We start from the raw sequence: 20,420 nt of genomic DNA on the forward strand, positions 1-20,420 counted from the left end.
CGTCATCGGCGGAGCGCCGCCCGGAGTCGGCTCGTCCCCCCTATCGAATCTATGCGTTTTTCATGACAGCGGGAGCAGGCGGGCCGGCGAACGGTTCAGGCCCGAGCCATGTTACTGGCTGACATTGTTACTGACTGACCAATGCGCCAGACGTTCACGGCGAATGGGTAATGTCGGAAATTTCATCCGCCTCCAGCGCGCCGATCTCGGAGGTTTCCAACACGACATAGGCGCTGCCGCAAAACAGCGAATTGAGGCGCCTCATGTCGGCGATCAGTTCCAGGTGCAGGGAACTGGTCTCCAGGCTTTGCACGACCTTGCGCTGCAATCGACTGACATGGGCATGGGCCATGCGCCGTTCCTGCGCCCGAAAGCGACGTTTCTCACGCAGCAACTGGCGGGCGCTTTCCCGGTCGGCACTGAGAAATACCGACAGCCCCAGCTGCAGATTGGCGATCAAGTGGCTGTGCAGCCCCGCCAGTTCCTCCAGGCCCACCTCGGAAAAGGAGCGACGCTGGGAGGTCTTCTGTTGCTGGACCTTGCGCAACATGCGCTCGATCAGGTCGCTGGCCAGTTTCAGGTTGATCGCCAGCTCGATGATTTCCGCCCAACGGCGGCTGTCCTGCCCACTGAGGTCCTCACGGGGCATTTGCGCCATGTACAACTTGATTGCGCTGCACAACGCTTCGACGTCGTCATTCATGCGCCGTACGTCCTGGGTCACCGCCGTTTGCGTACCCCGCAGCACATCCAGCATGGCTTCGAGCATGCTTTCGATCAGATCGCCAATGCGCAAGGTTTCCCGGGCGGCGTTTGCCAGCGCCAGGCTCGGGGTGGCGAGGGCGGCAGGGTCCAGATGTCGCGGCTTGGCCGTGCCGTTGGTGTCCGCACGTTCCGGCAGCAACCAGGCACAGAGCCGCGCCATGGGCGCGACGCTGGGCAGCAGCACCAGGCAACGCACGGTGTTGTAGAGCAGATGAAAACCGATCACCGTTTCCTGGGGGCTGAAATCCAGGTGGTCCAGCCAGCCCACCAGTGGGTCGAGCACCGGGATAATCAACAACAGCCCGATCAGCTTGTACAGCAGGCTGCCCAGCGCCACCTGGCGTCCGGCGGTGTTCTGCATGTTCGTGCTGAGGAACGCCAGTACACCGCTGCCGATGTTGGCGCCGATCACCAGGCCGATGGCCACCGGCAGGCTGATCACCGCGGCGCCGGCCAGCGTTGCGGTCAACAGCACGGCGGCCAGGCTGGAATAGGAGATCATCGCGAACAGCGCGCCGACCAAGGCATCGAGCAGGATGTCGCCGGTCAGCGAGGCGAAGATCACTTTCACGCCCTGGGCATGGGTGATGGGCGCCGCGGCTTCGACGATCAATTGCAAGGCCAGGATGATCAGCCCCAGGCCGATGCCGACCCGGCCCATTTGCCCGGCGCGTGTCTGTTTGCGCGACAGGAAAAAAATCACCCCGAGGAAAATCAGCAGCGGTGACAGCCACGACAGGTCGAGGGTCAGCACCCGTGCCATCAGCGCGGTGCCGACATCGGCGCCGAGCATGGTCGCCAGGGCCGGGGTCAGTGCCATCAGGCCCTGGCCGACGAACGAGGTGACGAGCATGGCCGTGGCATTGCTGCTCTGGACCATGGCCGTGACCATGATGCCGGCGACGAACGCCAGCCAACGTCGTGACATGTTCTGGCTGATGACATGGCGCAGGTTCGAGCCATAGACCCGCAAGATGCCGGTACGCACGATATGCGTGCCCCAGATCAGCAGGGCCACGGCGGAGAGCAAATTGAGCAGGGTCAGCATGAGAGGCCCCCTGTTAGCGTCCCAAAGGAACAAATTGACGATGCCACATTCTTCGTTCTTGTACTTAAGCTGTAGTTGGCGAACGGTTCGGGCGCCAGCATTGCACAGCTAAAGAATCGTTTGAAACAAAACCGTCATAAAAATACATTCCTCAAAAACACCCAAACCCCCTGTGGGAGCGAGCTTGCTCGCGATAGCGGCCTGACAGCCAAAGAAGATGTTGGATGTCATGGCCTCATCGCGAGCAAGCCCGCTCCCACAGGGTTTTGCATCCGGCCGTTTTTTTGCGGGCATGAAAAAGGGGCTCCAAGAGCCCCTTCATTCATTGCCCTATACCGTTACTGACCCGGCATATCCTTGCGCAGTTTCACCGGATCCTGCTGCTTGCGCTTGCGCGCAATCGCGGTGCGCATCTTGATGTTGATGGCTTCCACCGCCAGGGAGAACGCCATGGCGAAGTAGACGTAGCCTTTTGGCACGTGCACGTCGAACGATTCGGCGATCAGCACGGTACCGACCACCAGCAGGAACGACAGCGCCAGCATCTTCAGCGACGGGTGCTTGTCGATGAACTCGCTGATGGTGGCCGCCGCCAACATCATCACCAGCACCGCCACGATGATTGCCGCGACCATCACCGGTACATGGGAGACCATGCCGACGGCGGTAATGACCGAGTCCAGGGAGAACACGATGTCGATGATCGCGATCTGGATGATGGTGTAGATGAAGCTGCCGCCCTTGCCCGAAGGTTCGTCGTTGGTTTCATCTTCGCCTTCCAGCGCGTGGTACATCTCCTGGGAGCTTTTCCACAGCAGGAACAGGCCACCGAAGAACAGGATCAGGTCACGACCGGAGATGCCCTGGCCGAACACTTCGAACAAATCGGCGGTCAGGCGCATGACCCAGGTGATGGACAGCAGCAACAGAATCCGCGTGACCATGGCCAGCGCCAGGCCGAAGATCCGGGTGCGCGCCTGCATGTGCTTGGGCATGCGGCTGACCAGGATCGAGATCATGATGATGTTGTCGATGCCCAGGACAATTTCCAGGGCGGTCAGGGTAAAGAAGGCAACCCAGATTTCCGGGTTGGTCAGCCATTCCATGTGAGTTCCTTTGAGCGAGTGTTAGGCCGCGCCGCTGATGGCGGCGCAGCGGGCGTTGCTTTTATAGAGTGCTGAACAGCGGAAAAATCCCCATCAGCAAGGCGGCGAACATTATGCATAGGCAAACCAGTACTGCCCACTTCAGGGTGAAGCGCTGGTGGTCGCCGAACTCGATCCCGGCCAATGCTACCAGTAGGTAGGTCGACGGAACCAGCGGGCTTAACAGGTGGACGGGCTGGCCGACGATGGAGGCACGGGCCATTTCAACGGCGGTGATGCCGTAATGGCTGGCTGCCTCGGCGAGAACCGGTAACACCCCGTAATAAAATGCATCGTTCGACATGAAGAACGTGAACGGCATGCTCACCAGCGCGGTAATCACAGCCAGGTACGGACCGAGGAAGTCCGGGATCACTGACAACAAGCTCTTGGACATGGCGTCGACCATGCCGGTGCCGGACAGGATGCCGGTAAAGATACCGGCCGCGAAAATCAGCCCGACCACCGCCAACACGCTGCCGGCATGGGCCGCAACGCGGTCTTTCTGCTGTTGCAAGCAAGGGTAGTTGACGATCATCGCGATACTGAAGGCCACCATGAACAGCACCGGCAGCGGCAACAGGCCGGCGATCAGGGTGCACATCAGGGCCAGCGTCAACGCGCCGTTGAACCAGATGAGCTTCGGACGACGGGCGTCCGGGAATTGGGAAACGCTGATTTCGCTGTGGTCGATTTCATCATCGACCAGATGCAATTCACCCAGGCGTGCGCGCTCGCGCTTGCCGTACAGGTAGGCAATCAGCAGGATCGCCACCACACCGGCGGCCATCGCCGGAATCATCGGCACGAAGATGTCGGACGGGTCCACGTGCAGGGCACTGGCCGCGCGGGCTGTCGGGCCGCCCCACGGGGTCATGTTCATCACTCCGCCAGCGAGGATGATCAGGCCAGCCATGATGCGTGGGCTCATGCCGATGCGGCTGTAGAGCGGCAGCATCGCGGCCACGCAGATCATGTAAGTGGTCGCGCCGTCACCATCAAGGGAAACGACGAGCGCCAGAACGGCGGTACCGACCGAAACTTTCAACGGGTCGCCCTTGACCAACTTGAGGATCTTGCGCACGGCCGGGTCGAACAGGCCGGAGTCGATCATCAGGGCAAAATACAGAATCGCGAACATCAGCATCACCCCGGTCGGGGCGAGCTTGGTGATGCCTTCGAGCATCATCGGGCCGATTTTCGGCGCAAAGCCGCCGAACAGGGCGAACAGGATCGGGATGATGATCAAGGCGATCAGCGCGGACAGGCGCTTGGTCATGATCAGGAACATGAACGTGATGACCATGGCAAAGCCAAGGAAAGTCAGCATAGGAAATACTCCAGGCGTGGCGCGGCGGGCAAAGGCGAACCGGACAGGTCAGCGCAGGATGCAAGGCTCGGGGCGAACGGATGGAGTGGGTGCAGCGGGACGGGTAGCAGCGGACATCAGAATCACCATTGTTGTTGTAGAGGGGCCAGGCGAGCCTTGGAAACTCGCTTTGGCCGACCGGTCTGTTGCCGGTAGTGGGGCGATCCTAATCGCGCAAGCTTTCAGTCAGCTTTCGTTGCAGACAATGGAGTTTTTTCTGTGGGGACAACGCTTATCTGTGGGAGCAAAGCGTGCTCGCGATGAAGTTGACACATTTGCCCTTGAGAGCTGCGGTGTCTTTAATCGCAAGCAAGCTTTGCTCCCACAGACAGTCTGCGCTCCCCCGATAAATCAAAATGCCGAAAGATCCAACGGCCGCACCGCCCCCATCCAGATCGCATGGTCGGTGTGGTCGGCCAGGTCATCGCCGGTCTCCGGGTGCATGAAAATCACCAGGCCTTTGCGATTGAGCGCCAGCCAGGGCAAGACCACTCCGATGTACTGGGGGTCGAACGCCAGCTGACAGCTCCAGTCCGGGTGCGGGCCGACCGGGCGTTGATGGACGCGGCCCATTTTCAACGGGAACAATTGCGCCGCTTCCTCGCACAGGGCCCGCGCCTGGTCGAGGGTGTTGGCGTCGAAATACACGTGAGCGTGGTAGCCCTTGATCCGCTGCATCTGTCACTCCTTGAAAAGAGGCCGAACCCTCGCCGTTTACCGCGTGTCAGAGCCTTTACACGCGGGATAAAGAGGAAAACAGCCATGAAAAACGCCGAAACCCCGGTCATCAAAGTGGTGCTTTATGGTGCCATGAGCAGCCTCGGCGGTGCGTTGATGGCTGAAATGCTGCGGCGCCAGCACGAAGTCATCGCCATTCTCGACGATCTTACTGCCCTGGCTCCACGCCCGGGTCTGCGGACCAAGACCGGTGTCCTGTTCGATCCCGAGCGGGTCAAGCAAAGTGTTGCCGGTGCCAGCGCCGTGGTGTGTCTGCTGAACGCGCCGGGTTTGCCGATGAACAGCGAGTACGTGGAGCGCACATTGATTCCCGGCCCGGTGGAACAAGTATTGGCCGTGGATGCACTGATCGCCGGCATGCAGGCGGTGAACATTCCCCGGCTGTTCCTGGTGGGCGACTTTGCGATGCTCGACGAGGAGCCGACGGATGACGATTTGCAGCGCCACGCCGCCGAAGAAGTGCTCGATGCCCTGAAGAACAGCACCTTGCAGTGGACCTTGATCAACGCACCCTATGCCGCGCCTGGCTTGGGCATAGAACATTTCAGCCAGGTCAGCACGAGCCTGGAACCCGGCATGGCCGAATCCCTGGAGCGGCTCAACCGGGTGGCGGTCGGCATCGCCGATGAGCTGCGCCTGAACCTGCATGTGGGCGAGCATGTGAGTTTTGTCGCGGCCGTGTAGGGGCATTAAACGGCAATGGAAGGCAGCGCCAAGCCAGTGAGTGATTCGGCACTGTTAGCCTGTTCTTCCATCAGCCAATCGACGAATTGCCTGATCAATGCACCGCGGCGTTTACGCTGGGGCAAGACCACGTAGTAGCCCTGCCGCGATAGCACCGTTTCAGCGATCGGACGACACAGCAGCCCTTGCGCCAATAAGTTATCCACAAGGTGGCGCCAGCCGATGGCGACGCCTTGGCCGCCAATCGCCGCCTGGATGAGCAGCGTGTAGTTGTCGAAGCGCAACTGCCCCGGGGCAGGCGGTGAAGTGATGCCCAGTTCGCGAAATACGCCGCTCCACTCGAACCAGTTGTTGTTCCCCGCTCGCAGGTGCAGCAATGGAAATTCTGCCAAGGCCTGGGCGGGCAAGGGCATGGGGTGTTCCTTGAGCAACAGCGGGCTGCACACCGGAAAGACTTCTTCGTTGAACAACCAGCGACTTTCGCCTTGTTTGAAGCGACCGTCGCCAAACAGTACGGCAACGTCGATATCGGTGCGCAGCATGTTGTGGTTGCGTTCGCTGGTCACCAGGCTAACGTCCACTTGTGGGTTGGCCGCGTGAAAGCGATGCAGGCGCGGCATCAGCCAATAGGCGGCGAATGCGAAATCCGTGGCGACTTGCAGCACCTCATGCTGATGCTGGGCGGTGATCGCGCTCAGCCCGGCATCGATGCTTTGCAAGCCGACCTGTACCTGCTCAAACAGGATTGTCCCGGCCTCGGTCAGTTCGATGCCGCGGTAGATACGGTCGAACAACCGCGTACCCAGTTGCTCTTCCAGGCGCTTGATCTGCTGGCTGATGGCCGGTTGCGTGGTGCCCAGCTCAATCGCCGCCGCGGTGAAACTTTGTTGGCGCGCCGCGGCTTCAAAGGCGCGGAACAGTTCCAGGGACAGGTTACCCAGAGCGTCATACATAAGCTGTGCTTATCCTAGTCATTATCCTGCATGGGCTTTACCCCAAAACCTGGGGGCTACATGCTCAATCGCAGCAATGTCGCATAACTGCCTACTATGGAATGCCGCGAATACATGAAGCGCAAGAACATTCTTTTCATCATGGCCGATCAAATGGCCGCGCCAATGTTGCCGATCTACGGACCTTCGCCGATCAAGCTGCCGAACCTGTCGCGCCTGGCCGCCGAGGGCGTGGTGTTCGACGCTGCCTATTGCAACAGCCCGCTTTGCGCGCCGTCGCGTTTTACCTTGGTGAGCGGCCAGTTGCCGAGCAAGATCGGTGCGTACGACAACGCGGCGGATTTCCCAGCGGACGTGCCGACTTACGCCCATTACCTGCGTCGCCTCGGCTACCGCACGGCGCTGTCCGGCAAGATGCACTTTTGCGGGCCGGACCAGTTGCACGGCTACGAAGAGCGCCTGACCAGCGACATTTACCCGGCCGACTACGGCTGGTCGGTGAACTGGGACGAGCCGGACGTGCGGCCGAGTTGGTATCACAACATGTCGTCGGTGCTGCAGGCCGGGCCGTGCGTGCGCACCAACCAGTTGGATTTCGATGAAGAAGTGGTGTTCAAGGCCCAGCAGTACCTGTTCGACCACATCCGCGAGGACGGTGACCAGCCGTTTTGCCTCACCGTATCGATGACGCACCCACACGACCCGTACACGATTCCCAAGACGTTCTGGGATTTGTATGACGACAACGACATCCCTTTACCGCAGACCCCGGCGCAAACGGCGCTCGATCCACACTCCCAGCGGCTGCTGAAGGTCTATGACCTGTGGGACAAGCCACTGCCTGTGGATAAGATTCGTGACGCGCGCCGCGCCTATTTCGGCGCATGCAGCTACATTGACAGCAACGTCGGCAAGCTGCTGCAGACCTTGGAAGACACCGGTCTGCTGGACGACACGATCATCGTGTTCTCTGGCGATCACGGGGACATGCTCGGCGAAAAGGGCCTCTGGTACAAAATGCACTGGTTCGAAATGGCCGCCCGCGTACCGTTGCTGATCAGTGCGCCGGGACAGTTCGCCAGCGGCCGGGTAGGCGCGGCCGTGTCCACCGCCGATTTGCTGCCAACCCTGGTGGAGCTGGCCGGCGGCACACTGGAGCCGGGCTTGCCGCTCGATGGCCGTTCACTGGTGCCGCACCTGCAAGGGCAGGGCGGGCATGATGAAGTCTTCGGTGAATACATGGCCGAAGGCACCATCAGCCCCTTGATGATGATCCGTCGCGGCCCGTGGAAATTCATCTACAGCGAAGATGACCCATGCTTGCTGTTCGACGTACGCAATGACCCCAAGGAACTGGAAAATCTCAGTCAATCGCCTGAGCATCAATCCCTGTTCGCCGAATTTCTCGCCGAGGCGCGTGCCAAGTGGGACATCCCGGCTATTCATCGACAGGTGCTCGCCAGCCAGCGCCGTCGCCGTTTCGTCGCCCAGGCGCTGACCCTGGGCAAACTCAAGAGCTGGGATCACCAGCCGCTGGTGGACGCCAGCCAGCAGTACATGCGTAACCACATCGACCTCGACGATCTGGAGCGCAAGGCCCGTTATCCACAACCCTGCCAAAACCAATAACGTAAGGGGCATGCCATGCAAAAGTTATCCACAGTACTGACCGCTGGACTGTTGGCGTTGAGCAGTGCTTCGGCCTGGGCCGAGCAAAGCTGCGAAACGGTGAAGATGGCCGACCCGGGCTGGAGCGATATCGCCGCCACCAATGCCATCACCGGTTTCCTGCTGGAGGGGATGGGCTACAAGGCCAAGGTCGACACCCTGGCGGTGCCGATCACCTTCGGTGGCCTCAAGGATGGCCAGGTGGATGTGTTTCTGGGTAACTGGATGCCGGCACAGCAGGGTTTCTACGACAAGTTCGTGGCCAATGGTGATGTCACGCAACTGACCAAGAACCTGGACGGCACCGAGTTCACCCTGGCGGTCCCGGACTACGTCTGGGACGCCGGTGTGCATAACTTTGCCGACCTGAACAAATTCGCCGACAAGTTCGGCAAGAAGATCTACGGCATTGGCTCCGGCGCTCCGGCCAACCTCTCCCTGAAAGAAATCATCAAGACCAATGACTTCGGCATGGGTGAGTGGAAACTGGTGGAATCCAGCGAACAGGCGATGCTGGCGGAAGTCTCCCGGGCGGTGAAGAAACAGAAGTTCGTGACCTTCCTCGGCTGGACCCCGCACCCGATGAACGTGCAATTGAAAATGCATTACCTCAAGGGCGGCGAGAAATACTTCGGCGACACGGGCAGTGTCTACACCTTGACCCGCAAGGGTTATGCACAGGCCTGCCCGAACGTCGGCAAACTGCTGACCAACCTGAGCTTCACCCAGGACATGGAAAACAGCATCATGGCCGAGGTGGTGAACAACAAGGTCAGCAACGCCGATGCGGCCAAGGCCTGGATCAAGGCCAACCCGGCGGTGCTGGATAAATGGCTGGACGGTGTGAAGACCCTCGATGGCAAGGATGCGCTGGCGGCGGTGAAGGCCAAGCTCTGACGAGCTCTTGTGGCGAGAGCTTGCTCCCGCTGGGCTCTGTAGGAGCTATGTAGGAGCTATGTAGGAGCTGTGTAGGAGCTGTCGAGTGCAACGAGGCTGCGATCTTTCCCCAGACACTTGAATCTCAAGCGAAAGATCAAAAGATCAAAAGATCGCAGCCTTCGGCAGCTCCTACAGTGAAGTCCAGCGGGAGCAAGCTTGGTTCACCTGATACTCTTGCGCCAAACCCCATTCCTTGAGGCCCCATGGCAATTCCCACGCGCCGTTCACTCATGCCTTTCCTGAACTGGCTGCCCCGGCAGACTCGCGCCAGTGTCGGCCGTGACTTGATCGTCGGCCTGAGCGGCGCGATTCTCGCGTTGCCGCAGTCCATTGCCTACGCCCTGATTGCCGGTTTGCCACCGGAATACGGCTTGTATGCGGCGATCGTGCCGGTGCTGATCGCCTGCCTGTGGGGTTCGTCGTGGCACCTGATCTGCGGGCCCACGGCGGCGATTTCCATCGTTTTGTACGCCACCGTCAGTCCGCTGGCCGTCCCCGCCAGCCAGGACTACATCACCTTGATCCTGCTGCTGACGGTGTTGGCGGGTATTTTCCAATGGTTGCTGGGATTGCTGCGTTTCGGTGCGCTGGTGAATTTCGTCTCGCACTCGGTGGTACTGGGTTTCACCTTGGGCGCGGCGGTGGTCATTGCCCTGGGGCAGTTGCCGAACCTGCTGGGCCTCGACCTGCCGAACGAAGCCACGGCGTTGAGAGGTTTACTGATGTTGGGCAGCCACATCGGGGCCGTGGATAAGCCATCGCTGCTGCTGGGGTTGGGGACCTTGGTGCTGGGCGTGGCGCTCAAGCGCTTGCTGCCGCGTTGGCCGAGCCTGTTGATAACTTTAGTCATCAGCAGCCTGGTGGTCTGGTTATGGCCGGCGATGTTCGGGCATGTGGCGCTGGTCAGTGCGTTTGCCGGGCGCCTGCCGCCCTTCACGCCGCTGCCGTTGGACCTGGAGCTGATTCTGCGCCTGCTGCCCGGGGCTGTTGCGGTGGGCATGCTCGGGCTGGTCACCAGCCTGTCCATCGCCCGCTCGTTGTCGGTACGTTCCGGGCAATTGCTCGATGCGAATCAGGAGGTGAGGGCGCAGGGGCTTTCCAACATCGTTGGAGGATTTTTCTCCGGATCATTGTCGGCCGGCTCCTTTACCCGTTCCGGCCTCAGCTATGAAGCCGGGGCCTGCTCGCCCCTGGCCGGGGTGTTCTCGGCCCTGTGGGTGGCGTTGTTTGCGGTCGCTGGAGCGAAACTGATCGCGCACATCCCGATTCCAGCCATGGCCGGCAGCATCCTGTTGATCGCCTGGGGGCTGGTGGACCACCGCGGCATCCGGGCGTTGTACCGCGTGAGCCGCGCCGAATTCGTGGTGATGAGCCTGACCTGCCTGGCCACGTTGCTGCTGGAACTGCAAACCGCCATCTACGCCGGCGTACTGGCCTCGCTGTTCTTTTACCTCAAGCGCACTTCACAGCCGCGGGTGCAGCATTCCCACGAAGGGGAAGCAGACATCCTACGGGTTGGCGGCTCGATCTTTTTTGGTGCCAGCCACTACTTGCAAGTGCGGTTGCAACGGCTGCACGCGCAGCGGGTGGTGATCGATGCCCAGCAGATCAATTTCATCGATTATTCCGGGGTGGAAATGCTCCACCAGGAAGCCCGGCGCCTGCGCAGCCAGAGGCGCAGCCTGACGTTGCGCAAGGCCAGGCCGCATGTGGTGGAGGAGTTGTTGAAGCTGGAGGGGCCGGAGCATTGCCCGATTCACTTCGAGGACTGAACTGATTCAACCCTGTAGGAGCTGCCGAAGGCTGCGATCTTTTGATTTTGAGTCTTTCACTTTTGACTCAATTGTTTTTGAAAAGATCGCAGCCTCGTTGCACTCGACAGCTCCTACACAGCTCCTACACAGCTCCTACACAGCTCCTACACAGCTCTTACACAGCTCAGCTCTTACATAGCTCCTGCACAGCTCTTACAGCGCCAGCTGGCGGCGCAGTTCGGCCAGTACTGGCGCGGTGTCCGGGCGTACCCCGCGCCACAGGTAGAACGCTTCACCCGCCTGTTCGGCGAGCATGCCCAGGCCATCCATTGCCACCGCCGCGCCGTGTTCCTTGGCCCAACGGCAGAACGAGGTCGGTTCCTTGCCATACATCATGTCGTAGCAAACCGTCTTGCCGGGCTCGATCAGGCTCGCGGCAATCGGCGGTACATCCCCCGACAGGCTCGCGGAGGTGGCGTTGATGATCAGGTCCACCGGCTCTTGCAGCCAGTCGAACCCGCTGGCTGAGACCGGGCCCAGGTCGGCGAACAACTCGGCCAGCAATTCGGCCTTTTCCACCGTGCGATTAGCGATGATCACCGAGGCCGGCGCTTCGGCCAGCAGCGGCTCCAGGGCACCGCGCACCGCGCCACCGGCCCCGAGCAACAGGATGCGCTTGTCTTTGAGGCTAAAGCCGGCATTGACGGTCAGGTCCCGGACCAGCCCGGCGCCGTCGGTGTTGTCACCCAACAGGCGACCGTCGGCCAGTTTGCTCAACGTATTGACCGCCCCGGCCCGCTGGGCTCGCTCGGTCAGGGTGTCGGCCAGGCGGAAGGCGTCTTCCTTGAACGGCACCGTGACGTTCGCCCCACGCCCTTCGCGGAAAAATTCCTGCGCGCAACCGGCGAAATCCTCCAGGGGCGCCAGCAGCGTGCTGTAGTCCAGCGTTTGCCCGGTCTGCTCGGCAAACAGGCGATGGATCAACGGCGACTTGCTGTGGCCGATCGGGTTACCCATTACAACGTAGCGGTCCATGGATAATCCTCGTTCAGGCCGTCGCCAGCCAATCGCGATCCTGCAGGAAGTACTCGGTCAGCCGCGCCTCTTCGCTGCCCGGTTCGGCTTTCCAGTCGTAGCCCCAGCGCACTTGCGGCGGCAGCGACATCAGGATCGACTCGGTACGTCCGCCCGACTGCAGCCCGAACAAGGTACCGCGGTCATAGACCAGGTTGAACTCCACGTAGCGCCCACGGCGAAACTCCTGGAATTCCCGCTGCTTGGCGGTGAACGCGTCGTGCTTGCGGCGGCGCACGATCGGCAGGTACGCATCGATGTAGGCGTCGCCGATGGCGCGGATGAAGGCGAAGCAGGTGTCGAAATCCCACGCGTTCAGGTCGTCGAAAAACAGGCCGCCGATGCCCCGGGGCTCGTTGCGATGCTTGAGGTGGAAATAGCTGTCGCACCAGGCTTTGTAGCGCGGGTACACCTCGGGGCCGAACGGCGCGCAGGCCTGCTCGGCGACACGGTGCCAATGGACGCAGTCTTCTTCGACGCCGTAGTAAGGCGTCAGGTCGAAGCCGCCGCCAAACCACCAGACCGGCTCTTCGCCTTCCTTTTCGGCGATGAAGAAGCGCACGTTGGCGTGGGAGGTCGGCACGTGCGGGTTGTGCGGGTGGATCACCAGCGACACGCCCAAGGCTTCGAAGCCGCGCCCGGCCAGTTCTGGCCGATGGGCGCTGGCCGAGGGCGGCAGGCCGCTGCCGAAGACGTGGGAAAAGTTGACGCCGCCCTTTTCGATCACCGTGCCGTTTTCGATCACCCGCGTGCGACCGCCACCGCCGGCCGGCCGGGTCCAGGCATCTTCGACGAAGCGAGTGCCGCCGTCTTCGGTTTCCAGGGCGGCGCAAATACGGTCTTGCAGGTCGAGCAGGTAGGCTTTCACGGCCTCGGTGCGAGTGGACATGACATCACCTTGATCAGGGCTACGCTACGCGGCGTATAGCGGGCCGGTGGCAAATGGGCGCACAGGATACCACCGCACTTGCCTACACCACAGTTGACGACGGTCAAGCTTAGGAGTCCGATAGCAGGCTTGGTAAAAGCCCTGCGACAAGGAGAAAGTGAAGATGGCCAAACGTATCCAGTTCAGTTCCCACGGCGGTCCCGAAGTGCTTGAGTACGTCGATTACTCGCCTGCCGAGCCCGGCCCGCAGCAGGTGCGCGTCAGCAACAAGGCGATCGGCCTGAATTTCATCGACACCTACTACCGCAGTGGTCTGTATCCGCCGCCAGCGCTGCCATCGGGCCTGGGTGCCGAAGGCGCGGGCGTGGTCGAGGCGGTTGGGTCGGACGTCACGCGGTTCAAGGTCGGCGACCGGGTGGCCTACGGCAGCGGCCCACTGGGGGCCTACAGCGATGTGCATGTGTTGCCTGAGGCCAACCTGGTGCATTTGCCCGAATCCATCAGTTTCGAACAGGCGGCGGGCGTGATGCTCAAGGGCCTGACTGTGCAGTACCTGTTGCGCCAGACCTATGAACTCAAGGGTGGCGAAACCATCCTGTTCCACGCCGCGGCCGGTGGCGTGGGTTCCTTGGCCTGTCAGTGGGCCAAGGCCTTGGGCGTGAAGCTGATTGGCACCGTGAGCTCGCCGGAAAAGGCCGCCATCGCCAAATCCCACGGCGCTTGGGAAACCATCGACTACAGCAAGGAAAACGTCGCACAGCGGGTGCTGGAATTGACTGACGGCAAGAAGGTGCCCGTGGTGTACGACGGGGTTGGCAAGGACACCTGGCTGACCTCCCTGGACAGCGTCGCGCCCCGTGGCCTGGTGGTGAGTTTCGGCAACGCCTCGGGTGCGGTAGAAGGTGTGAACCTGGGAATTCTCGCGGCCAAGGGCTCGCTGTACGTCACCCGCCCGACCCTGGCGACTTACGCCAACAACGCCGAAAACCTGCAGCGCATGGCTGATGAATTGTTCGGGATGATCGCCAGCGGCAAGCTTGTGGTGGATATCAACCAGCGTTATCCACTGGCGGAAGCGGCCAAGGCTCATACTGAGCTGTCGGCGCGCCGGACGACCGGGTCGACCGTTCTTTTGCCTTGAATTAAAGGGTGTTTGTGATGGCCTCATCGCGGGCAAGCCTTGCTCCCACAGAGTAAAACCTGTGGGAGTGAGGCCTGCTTCCACAGAGCAAAACCTGTGGGAATGAGGCCTGCTTCCACAGAGCAAAACCTGTGGGAATGAGGCCTGCTTCCACAGAGCAAAACCTGTGGGAATGAGGCCTGCTTCCACAGAGTAAAACCTGTGGGAGTGAGGCCTGCTTCCACAGAGCAAAACCTGTGGGAATGAGGCCTGCTTCCACAGAGCAAAACCTGTGGGAATGAGGCCTGCTTCCACAGAGCAAAACCTGTGGGAATGAGGCCTGCTTCCACAGAGCAAAACCTGTGGGAATGAGGCCTGCTTCCACAGGACATGGCCTGTGGGAGCAAGGCTTGCCCGCGATGAACGATGACGCGGTATCAGTCCGGCCGCACAACCTTGCCAGTAGCCAGGTCGCGAATCACGCTGGGGTTCTTGCGCCCGCCCAGGTTGCCGCCCAGCACCAGGTCGATCTGCCCACGGAAATACTGCTCGACGCGAATCCGCGTGCGCGCCGCCGGGCGTCCTTGCGGGTTGGCCGAGGTGGACACCAGCGGCCCGACCAACGAGCACAGGTCGCGCACGGTGGGATGATCGCTGACCCGCAGCGCGACGGTGTCGTGCACCCCGGTGATCCATTCCGGCAGCAGGTTCTGGTGCGGCACCAGCCAGGTATTGGGCCCCGGCCAGGTGCTGGCCATGCGGTCCATCCAGGTGTCGGGGAAGTCTTCGAACAGAAAGTCGAACTGGTGGATGTTGTCAGCCACCAGGATCAGGCCTTTGTCGGGCAGCCGCGACTTGATCGCCAGCAGGCGTTCCACCGCCTCTTCGTTCCATGGGTCACAACCCAGGCCCCAGACCGCTTCGGTTGGATAGGCAATCACCGCCCCGGCGCGAATTTCTCGCGCGGCTTGTTGCACACGCCAACTGTTGACCATGAAAGATTCTCCCGCAACGCAAATAAGGCTGTGGGCAGTTTACCGATCTTCCCCATAAAACCTAGCGTGCAAACCAGCGTCCATTGTCACAGGTGGCGCGTCCTTCCATCTCCAGCTCGGTCAACGCCGCCAGCACTTTGGGCAAGCCCCAGCCACTGGCGTCGGCCAGCGCCTCGCTGCTCAGCGGCGCGGCATGCAGCAGGCGCAGCAGCGGATGGGTCACGGGCACAGGCTCCGAGGCCAGCGGCAACTGTTGCCAACCGCGCAGCGCTTCGAGGATGTGCTCGACGGTTTCCACCAGCGCCGCACCGTCGCGGATCAATTGATGGCAGCCTCGGGCACCAGGGTGATGGATCGATCCAGGAATGGCATACACCTCGCGGCCCTGCTCCGCGGCCAGGCGGGCGGTGATCAGCGAGCCGCTGGCGACACTGGCCTCCACCACCAGCACCCCCAGGGACAAGCCACTGATGATCCGGTTGCGGCGCGGAAAATTGCTGGCGTGGGGCGGCGCGTCCAACGGGAACTCCGACAATACCGCGCTGCCTTGCGCAATCATCGCGTCCGCCAGCCGACGATTGCGCTGTGGATAAAAATTTTCCAGGCCGGTGCCCAACACGCCGACGGTGCGCCCGCCGACGTCCAGTGCTGCTTGATGAGCCGCTGCATCGATGCCCAGGGCCAGCCCGCTGGTGATGACAAAACCGGCCCCGGCCAGGCTTCGGGAAAACGCCGCCGCGGTGTCCATGCCGGGGCGTGATGCGCGGCGACTGCCGACCATCGCCAGCTGGGGTTTTTCCAGGATCGAGGTGTCGCCGGCGACGAACAGCAGCGGCGGCGCGTCGCTGATCTGCGCCAGCAGTGCCGGGTAGTCGGGTTGGTCCCACATCAGTAAATGCTGGCCCGCACGCTCAAGCCAGGCCAATGCATGGGCGGCGCCGTCACGTACATCCGGGTTGCGCCGCGCCTCGGCACAGGCCAGCGGCAAGCCCAGCGCTCGCCATGCGCTGGCCGGTGCACTGATGGCCTTGGAGGCCGAGCCGAAGGCCTCCATCAGGGTCATGAAACGTTTGGGTCCCAGCTCCGGCAAGCGGTGAAGGCGTAGCCGGGCCTCCAGTTCCGCAGGGGAAACCGGCGCAGATTCTGGCAGTGGCATGTGATCAATCCTTGATCGTTATGAGCCCCGTTCAAACGGGAACAAGCTGTGGATAACTCTGTTGGTAACTTGTGAAACCCGTTATGGATTACGGACCTTGTCGAGCACCGCCAACGAGCGCGAGGCGTACAGCACCAGGCCATAACTGAGCTTGTCGTAGGTGCGGAACACCATCAGCAGGCCGGCCCGCTCATCGGGAATTTTCACCCGCTCGCCCGTGATGCGGTCGCGCACGGTTTCACCGGTCTTCATCACCGCCAGCACATTGCCTTCGACCAGCCCGTCGCGGCGGCCCTTGTTCAGGGTGACCACGTCCAGCGCGCCGATCTGGGTCACGCCTCTCGGCACGTCCAGGATCAACCCGTGGATGTCCGATTTTGGCGCGCTGGGCATGAAGGTCGAGTTGATCGAGCGCTCTTCGCCGCTGAACAGACGATCACCCAAGCGTACTTCCTGGGTGGTGCGTTGCAGGGCCAGGGTGGTGACATCGCCCTCGGTGGCGACCACCTCGCCGCCGCCGATGTCGTCGGCATTGATGCCCAGGAATTCCTGGGTCTCGGGGTCGGTGTAGACCTTGCCCTGGCGAAAGATGCCGTACGCCGACTGGTTCGCATCGAACGTGCCGCGGGCAAAGACCCGATCCCCCATGCCGCTGAGCACCCGCTCGGCATTGCCGGCGACGATGTAGGGGGCCTTGTTGAAATCTTCAGGCGTGTCGACGATGCGGTTGTTCAACAGGAAGCTATTGATGGCTTGCAGCGGAATGCTCGGGATGGCGTCGGCCACTGGCGAGCTGCGAATGCGCGGCGACAGCTTGATGGTGCCCCGCGAGGCACCGCGATTGAGGGTCAGGCGCGGCTGGCCATTGACGTAGACCAGCGACAGGGTGTCGCCCGGATAAATCAGGTTGGGGTTTTCGATCTGCGGGTTGGCCTGCCAGAGTTCTGGCCATTTCCACGGTTCGCGCAGGTATTTGCCGGAAATGTCCCAGAGTGTGTCCCCCGTCACCACCGTGTATTGCTGGGGAAAACCTTCCCGAAGTTGCACTTGCCCGTGCGCGATACCGGCCGAGGCCAGGAGCAGCAGGGCGAGTAGTGATTTCCTCATGCGGTGAATCCCTTTATTATGTGCGTTCGCGTAAAACGCCAGAGCCCCCGTGGCTCGCTGCCTTGCGGAGCTATTGTCCCAAGAGCAACGTTTTACAACGGTAGCCTGCATCCCAAGAGACGCCAGGCCTGCCACCCGACTTTACCTCAGACGTGCATTTATCAAGCTTATGGCCATTTTGAACATTCTCGAATTTCCGGACCCGCGCCTGCGCACTATCGCCAAACCAGTGGCCGTAGTGGACGACGAAGTGCGCCAGTTGGTCGATGACATGTTTGAAACAATGTATGAGGCGCCAGGCATCGGCCTCGCCGCGACCCAGGTCAACGTGCACAAGCGTATCGTCGTGATGGACCTTTCCGAAGACCGCAGCGAGCCGCGGGTGTTCATCAACCCCGAGTTCGAAACCCTCACCGACGAGATGGACCAGTACCAGGAAGGCTGCCTCTCGGTGCCGGGCTTCTACGAAAACGTCGACCGCCCGCAGAAGGTCAAGATCAAGGCCCTGGACCGTGACGGCCAGCCTTATGAACTGATCGCCGAAGGTTTGCTGGCGGTGTGCATCCAGCACGAGTGTGACCACCTCAACGGCAAGCTGTTCGTGGATTACCTGTCTACCCTCAAGCGTGACCGCATCAAGAAAAAACTGGAAAAACTTCATCGCCAGAATGCTTGATGCCCCCTTTAAAAGGCTTGCCGCGGCAAGCCTTTTTCTTTTTGCGACTGCTTTGTAATTGAGAGCTACCCATGACTGAGCCACTGCGCATCGTCTTTGCCGGCACTCCCGAATTTGCCGCCGAACACCTCAAGGCCCTGCTGGCCAGCCCCCACGAAATCGTCGCGGTCTACACCCAGCCGGACCGGCCGGCCGGCCGCGGGCAAAAACTGATGCCCAGCCCGGTCAAGCAACTGGCCCTGGAGCACGGCATCGAGGTGTTGCAGCCGCCGACCCTGCGCGACGCGCAAGCCCAGGCCGAACTGGCGGCGCTCAAGCCAGACTTGATGGTGGTGGTCGCCTACGGCCTGATCCTGCCCCAAGTGGTGCTGGATATCCCGCGCCTGGGTTGCATCAACAGCCACGCCTCGCTGCTGCCGCGCTGGCGCGGTGCGGCGCCGATCCAGCGCGCCGTGGAAGCCGGCGATGCCGAGAGCGGCGTGACCGTAATGCGCATGGAAGCCGGCCTGGACACCGGGCCGATGCTGCTCAAGGTCAGCACCCCCATCAGCGCCGACGACACCGGTGGCAGCCTGCACGACCGCCTCGCGCTCATCGGCCCGCCAGCGGTGATCCAGGCGATTGCCGGCCTGGCCGCCGGCACGCTGGAAGGCGAAGTGCAGGACGACAGCCTCGCCACCTACGCACACAAACTGAACAAGGACGAAGCCCGTATCGACTGGAGCCGCCCAGCCGTTGAGCTGGAGCGCCTGGTGCGGGCCTTCAACCCTTGGCCGATCTGCCACAGCACCTTGAACGGCGAAGCCCTGAAAGTGCTGGCGGCCAGTTACGCCGAAGGGAAGGGCGCACCGGGTGAAATCCTCAGCGCCAGCAAGGACGGGCTCCTCGTTGCCTGCGGTGAGCAGGCGCTGTGCCTGACGCGCCTGCAACTGCCCGGGGGCAAGGCGCTGGGCTTCAGCGACCTGTTCAACAGCCGCCGTGAAAAATTTGCCGTCGGCACTGTGCTTGGCCAAGCGACGGACGCCTCATGAACCCACGTCTGGCCGCCGCCAAGGCACTTGCCGCCGTCCTCAGCGGGAAAGCCTCCCTCAACAGTTCCCTGCCGACCCAACTGGACAAGGTGGAAGACCGTGATCGCGGCTTCACCCAGGACCTGGCGTTCGGCACCGCCCGTTGGCAGCCGCGGCTGTCGGCCCTGGCGGCCAAGCTGTTGCAGAAACCGTTCAAGGCCGCCGACGCCGACGTCGAGGCGCTGCTGCTGGTGGGGCTCTATCAACTGCTCTACACCCGCGTCCCGGCCCACGCCGCCATCGGCGAAACCGTAGGCTGCGCCGACAAGCTGAAAAAGCCCTGGGCCAAGGCCCTGCTCAACGCCGTGTTGCGCCGCGCCCAGCGGGAAAGCGAAGCCCTGCTGGCCGAGCTGGAACATGACCCGGTGGTGCGTACCGCTCACCCGCGCTGGTTGCAGAAATCCCTCAAGGCGTTCTGGCCCGAGCAATGGGAAGCCATCTGTGCGGCCAACAATGCTCATCCGCCGATGATCCTGCGGGCCAACCGTCGCCACCATAGCCGCGACGCCTACCTGGCGTTGCTCGGCGAGGCTGGCATCCCGGCCGTTCCGTGCCAGTACAGCCGCGACGGCATCGTCCTGGAAACCCCGGGCGATGTGCGCGCCTTGCCGGGCTTTGCCGAGGGCTGGATCAGCGTCCAGGACGAAGCCGCCCAATTGGCCGCCGACCTGCTGGAGCTGGCGCCCGGCCAACGGGTGCTTGACGCCTGCTGCGCGCCGGGTGGCAAGACCTGCCATATTCTCGAGGCCGAGCCGAAGCTGGCCGGCGTGGTGGCGGTGGACCTGGAAGCCAAGCGCCTGGTGCGCGTGAAGGAAAACCTCGAGCGCCTGGGCCTGGAGGCCGAGCTGATCGCCGCCGATGGCCGCGACACTGCAACCTGGTGGGACGGCAAGCCGTTCCAGCGCATCCTCCTTGATGCCCCATGCTCGGCCACCGGCGTGATCCGCCGGCATCCGGACATCAAGCTCACCCGCCAGCCGGACGACATTGCGGCACTGGCCGTGTTGCAGGGCGAACTGCTCGATGCCCTGTGGCCGACCCTGGAAGTCGGTGGCATGCTGCTCTACGCCACCTGCTCGACCTTGCCGACCGAGAACACCGAAGTGATCGACGCCTTCCTCGCCCGCACCCCAGGGGCGCGGGAACTGGACATTGCCAGCCAGGCCGGCCTGAAACAGCCCCATGGCCGCCAGTTGCTGGCCCAGGAAGGTGGTCACGACGGGTTCTATTACGCCAAGCTGATCAAGATCGCCGCTGCACGCGGTTAAGA

18 protein-coding genes are annotated in these 20,420 nt (G+C 62.0%); 8 read left to right on the plus strand and 10 right to left on the minus strand.

What is annotated here, in order from left to right:
• Window positions 1–154: 154 nt before the first annotated feature.
• The 4 genes from GFU70_RS00360 to GFU70_RS00375 all read right to left on the minus strand — a co-directional run bounded on the left by GFU70_RS00360 (window position 155) and on the right by GFU70_RS00375 (window position 5,005).
• Entirely contained in the window at window positions 155–1,813 is a 1,659-nt protein-coding gene (locus GFU70_RS00360) for a Na/Pi cotransporter family protein (protein WP_153387434.1), read from the minus strand.
• A 338-nt stretch (window positions 1,814–2,151) separates the two neighbouring features.
• Window positions 2,152–2,919 (minus strand): TerC family protein, encoded by a 768-nt coding sequence (locus GFU70_RS00365; RefSeq protein ID WP_058544844.1) that lies wholly within the window; start codon window positions 2,917–2,919, stop codon window positions 2,152–2,154.
• A 61-nt stretch (window positions 2,920–2,980) separates the two neighbouring features.
• Window positions 2,981–4,288, minus strand: coding sequence for a CitMHS family transporter (locus GFU70_RS00370; RefSeq protein WP_116643518.1), 1,308 nt, complete (start codon window positions 4,286–4,288; stop codon window positions 2,981–2,983).
• A gap of 390 nt (window positions 4,289–4,678) precedes the next feature.
• Window positions 4,679–5,005 (minus strand): DOPA 4,5-dioxygenase family protein, encoded by a 327-nt coding sequence (locus GFU70_RS00375; protein ID WP_058544846.1) that lies wholly within the window; start codon window positions 5,003–5,005, stop codon window positions 4,679–4,681.
• Between the two features lie 84 nt (window positions 5,006–5,089).
• Between GFU70_RS00375 and GFU70_RS00380 the strand changes: the two genes are divergently transcribed.
• Window positions 5,090–5,749 carry an NAD(P)-dependent oxidoreductase gene (locus tag GFU70_RS00380; protein ID WP_153387435.1) on the plus strand — a complete coding sequence of 220 codons (660 nt, stop codon included), beginning with the start codon at window positions 5,090–5,092 and terminating at the stop codon, window positions 5,747–5,749.
• Between the two features lie 5 nt (window positions 5,750–5,754).
• Here the strand turns inward: GFU70_RS00380 and GFU70_RS00385 are convergent, their stop codons facing one another.
• On the minus strand, window positions 5,755–6,702 hold the full coding sequence (locus GFU70_RS00385) for a choline sulfate utilization transcriptional regulator (RefSeq protein WP_058544848.1): 948 nt from the start codon (window positions 6,700–6,702) through the stop codon (window positions 5,755–5,757).
• 114 nt (window positions 6,703–6,816) lie between these two features.
• Between GFU70_RS00385 and betC the strand changes: the two genes are divergently transcribed.
• The 3 genes from betC (at window position 6,817) to GFU70_RS00400 (ending at window position 11,081) form a co-directional block, all read left to right on the plus strand.
• Window positions 6,817–8,331 (plus strand): choline-sulfatase, encoded by a 1,515-nt coding sequence (gene betC / locus GFU70_RS00390; protein WP_058544849.1) that lies wholly within the window; start codon window positions 6,817–6,819, stop codon window positions 8,329–8,331.
• Window positions 8,332–8,346: 15 nt separating this feature from the next.
• Window positions 8,347–9,267, plus strand: coding sequence for a choline ABC transporter substrate-binding protein (gene choX / locus GFU70_RS00395; protein WP_058544850.1), 921 nt, complete (start codon window positions 8,347–8,349; stop codon window positions 9,265–9,267).
• 245 nt (window positions 9,268–9,512) lie between these two features.
• Window positions 9,513–11,081, plus strand: coding sequence for a SulP family inorganic anion transporter (locus GFU70_RS00400; RefSeq protein ID WP_153387436.1), 1,569 nt, complete (start codon window positions 9,513–9,515; stop codon window positions 11,079–11,081).
• Window positions 11,082–11,276: 195 nt separating this feature from the next.
• Here the strand turns inward: GFU70_RS00400 and aroE are convergent, their stop codons facing one another.
• Together aroE and hemF are read right to left on the minus strand one after the other, a co-directional pair.
• Window positions 11,277–12,098, minus strand: a complete 822-nt coding sequence (gene aroE, locus GFU70_RS00405; protein WP_058544852.1) for a shikimate dehydrogenase — start codon at window positions 12,096–12,098, stop codon at window positions 11,277–11,279.
• Between the two features lie 13 nt (window positions 12,099–12,111).
• A complete protein-coding gene (hemF, locus tag GFU70_RS00410; protein ID WP_024617012.1) occupies window positions 12,112–13,026 on the minus strand; it encodes an oxygen-dependent coproporphyrinogen oxidase in 915 nt (304 codons plus the stop codon).
• 163 nt (window positions 13,027–13,189) lie between these two features.
• Between hemF and GFU70_RS00415 the strand changes: the two genes are divergently transcribed.
• Complete coding sequence (locus GFU70_RS00415) at window positions 13,190–14,167, plus strand: NADPH:quinone reductase (protein ID WP_153387437.1); 978 nt, start codon at window positions 13,190–13,192, stop codon at window positions 14,165–14,167.
• 416 nt (window positions 14,168–14,583) lie between these two features.
• Here the strand turns inward: GFU70_RS00415 and GFU70_RS00420 are convergent, their stop codons facing one another.
• The 3 genes from GFU70_RS00420 to GFU70_RS00430 all read right to left on the minus strand — a co-directional run bounded on the left by GFU70_RS00420 (window position 14,584) and on the right by GFU70_RS00430 (window position 17,404).
• Window positions 14,584–15,141: an L-threonylcarbamoyladenylate synthase gene (locus tag GFU70_RS00420; RefSeq protein WP_003196294.1), complete on the minus strand. Its 558-nt coding sequence runs from the start codon at window positions 15,139–15,141 to the stop codon at window positions 14,584–14,586.
• Between the two features lie 61 nt (window positions 15,142–15,202).
• Window positions 15,203–16,297 (minus strand): DNA-processing protein DprA, encoded by a 1,095-nt coding sequence (gene dprA / locus GFU70_RS00425; protein WP_153387438.1) that lies wholly within the window; start codon window positions 16,295–16,297, stop codon window positions 15,203–15,205.
• An 81-nt stretch (window positions 16,298–16,378) separates the two neighbouring features.
• The gene (locus GFU70_RS00430; RefSeq protein ID WP_153387439.1) at window positions 16,379–17,404 is read right to left on the minus strand and encodes a LysM peptidoglycan-binding domain-containing protein; all 1,026 of its coding nucleotides are present in this window, start codon (window positions 17,402–17,404) and stop codon (window positions 16,379–16,381) included.
• A 169-nt stretch (window positions 17,405–17,573) separates the two neighbouring features.
• Here GFU70_RS00430 and def point away from each other — a divergent pair, with 169 nt between their 5' ends.
• The 3 genes from def (at window position 17,574) to rsmB (ending at window position 20,418) form a co-directional block, all read left to right on the plus strand.
• Complete coding sequence (gene def / locus GFU70_RS00435; RefSeq protein WP_003196300.1) at window positions 17,574–18,080, plus strand: peptide deformylase; 507 nt, start codon at window positions 17,574–17,576, stop codon at window positions 18,078–18,080.
• Between the two features lie 71 nt (window positions 18,081–18,151).
• Window positions 18,152–19,111 carry a methionyl-tRNA formyltransferase gene (gene fmt, locus GFU70_RS00440; RefSeq protein ID WP_153387440.1) on the plus strand — a complete coding sequence of 320 codons (960 nt, stop codon included), beginning with the start codon at window positions 18,152–18,154 and terminating at the stop codon, window positions 19,109–19,111.
• The gene (gene rsmB / locus GFU70_RS00445; protein WP_153387441.1) at window positions 19,108–20,418 is read left to right on the plus strand and encodes a 16S rRNA (cytosine(967)-C(5))-methyltransferase RsmB; all 1,311 of its coding nucleotides are present in this window, start codon (window positions 19,108–19,110) and stop codon (window positions 20,416–20,418) included. The genes fmt and rsmB overlap by 4 nt, the downstream gene beginning before the upstream one ends.
• Window positions 20,419–20,420: the final 2 nt, after the last annotated feature.

It is taken from the genome of Pseudomonas brassicacearum (assembly GCF_009601685.2).
Taxonomy (GTDB): Bacteria; Pseudomonadota; Gammaproteobacteria; order Pseudomonadales; family Pseudomonadaceae; genus Aquipseudomonas; species Aquipseudomonas kilonensis_B.

Coding starts and splice junctions, on each gene's coding strand:
- GFU70_RS00360 (WP_153387434.1), bottom strand. CDS start 1,813: ATGCTGACCCTGCTCAATTTGCTCTCCGCCGTGGCCCTGCTGATCTGG.
- GFU70_RS00365 (WP_058544844.1), bottom strand. CDS start 2,919: ATGGAATGGCTGACCAACCCGGAAATCTGGGTTGCCTTCTTTACCCTG.
- GFU70_RS00370 (WP_116643518.1), bottom strand. CDS start 4,288: ATGCTGACTTTCCTTGGCTTTGCCATGGTCATCACGTTCATGTTCCTG.
- GFU70_RS00375 (WP_058544846.1), bottom strand. CDS start 5,005: ATGCAGCGGATCAAGGGCTACCACGCTCACGTGTATTTCGACGCCAAC.
- GFU70_RS00380 (WP_153387435.1), top strand. CDS start 5,090: ATGAAAAACGCCGAAACCCCGGTCATCAAAGTGGTGCTTTATGGTGCC.
- GFU70_RS00385 (WP_058544848.1), bottom strand. CDS start 6,702: ATGTATGACGCTCTGGGTAACCTGTCCCTGGAACTGTTCCGCGCCTTT.
- betC (WP_058544849.1), top strand. CDS start 6,817: ATGAAGCGCAAGAACATTCTTTTCATCATGGCCGATCAAATGGCCGCG.
- choX (WP_058544850.1), top strand. CDS start 8,347: ATGCAAAAGTTATCCACAGTACTGACCGCTGGACTGTTGGCGTTGAGC.
- GFU70_RS00400 (WP_153387436.1), top strand. CDS start 9,513: ATGGCAATTCCCACGCGCCGTTCACTCATGCCTTTCCTGAACTGGCTG.
- aroE (WP_058544852.1), bottom strand. CDS start 12,098: ATGGACCGCTACGTTGTAATGGGTAACCCGATCGGCCACAGCAAGTCG.
- hemF (WP_024617012.1), bottom strand. CDS start 13,026: ATGTCCACTCGCACCGAGGCCGTGAAAGCCTACCTGCTCGACCTGCAA.
- GFU70_RS00415 (WP_153387437.1), top strand. CDS start 13,190: ATGGCCAAACGTATCCAGTTCAGTTCCCACGGCGGTCCCGAAGTGCTT.
- GFU70_RS00420 (WP_003196294.1), bottom strand. CDS start 15,141: ATGGTCAACAGTTGGCGTGTGCAACAAGCCGCGCGAGAAATTCGCGCC.
- dprA (WP_153387438.1), bottom strand. CDS start 16,297: ATGCCACTGCCAGAATCTGCGCCGGTTTCCCCTGCGGAACTGGAGGCC.
- GFU70_RS00430 (WP_153387439.1), bottom strand. CDS start 17,404: ATGAGGAAATCACTACTCGCCCTGCTGCTCCTGGCCTCGGCCGGTATC.
- def (WP_003196300.1), top strand. CDS start 17,574: ATGGCCATTTTGAACATTCTCGAATTTCCGGACCCGCGCCTGCGCACT.
- fmt (WP_153387440.1), top strand. CDS start 18,152: ATGACTGAGCCACTGCGCATCGTCTTTGCCGGCACTCCCGAATTTGCC.
- rsmB (WP_153387441.1), top strand. CDS start 19,108: ATGAACCCACGTCTGGCCGCCGCCAAGGCACTTGCCGCCGTCCTCAGC.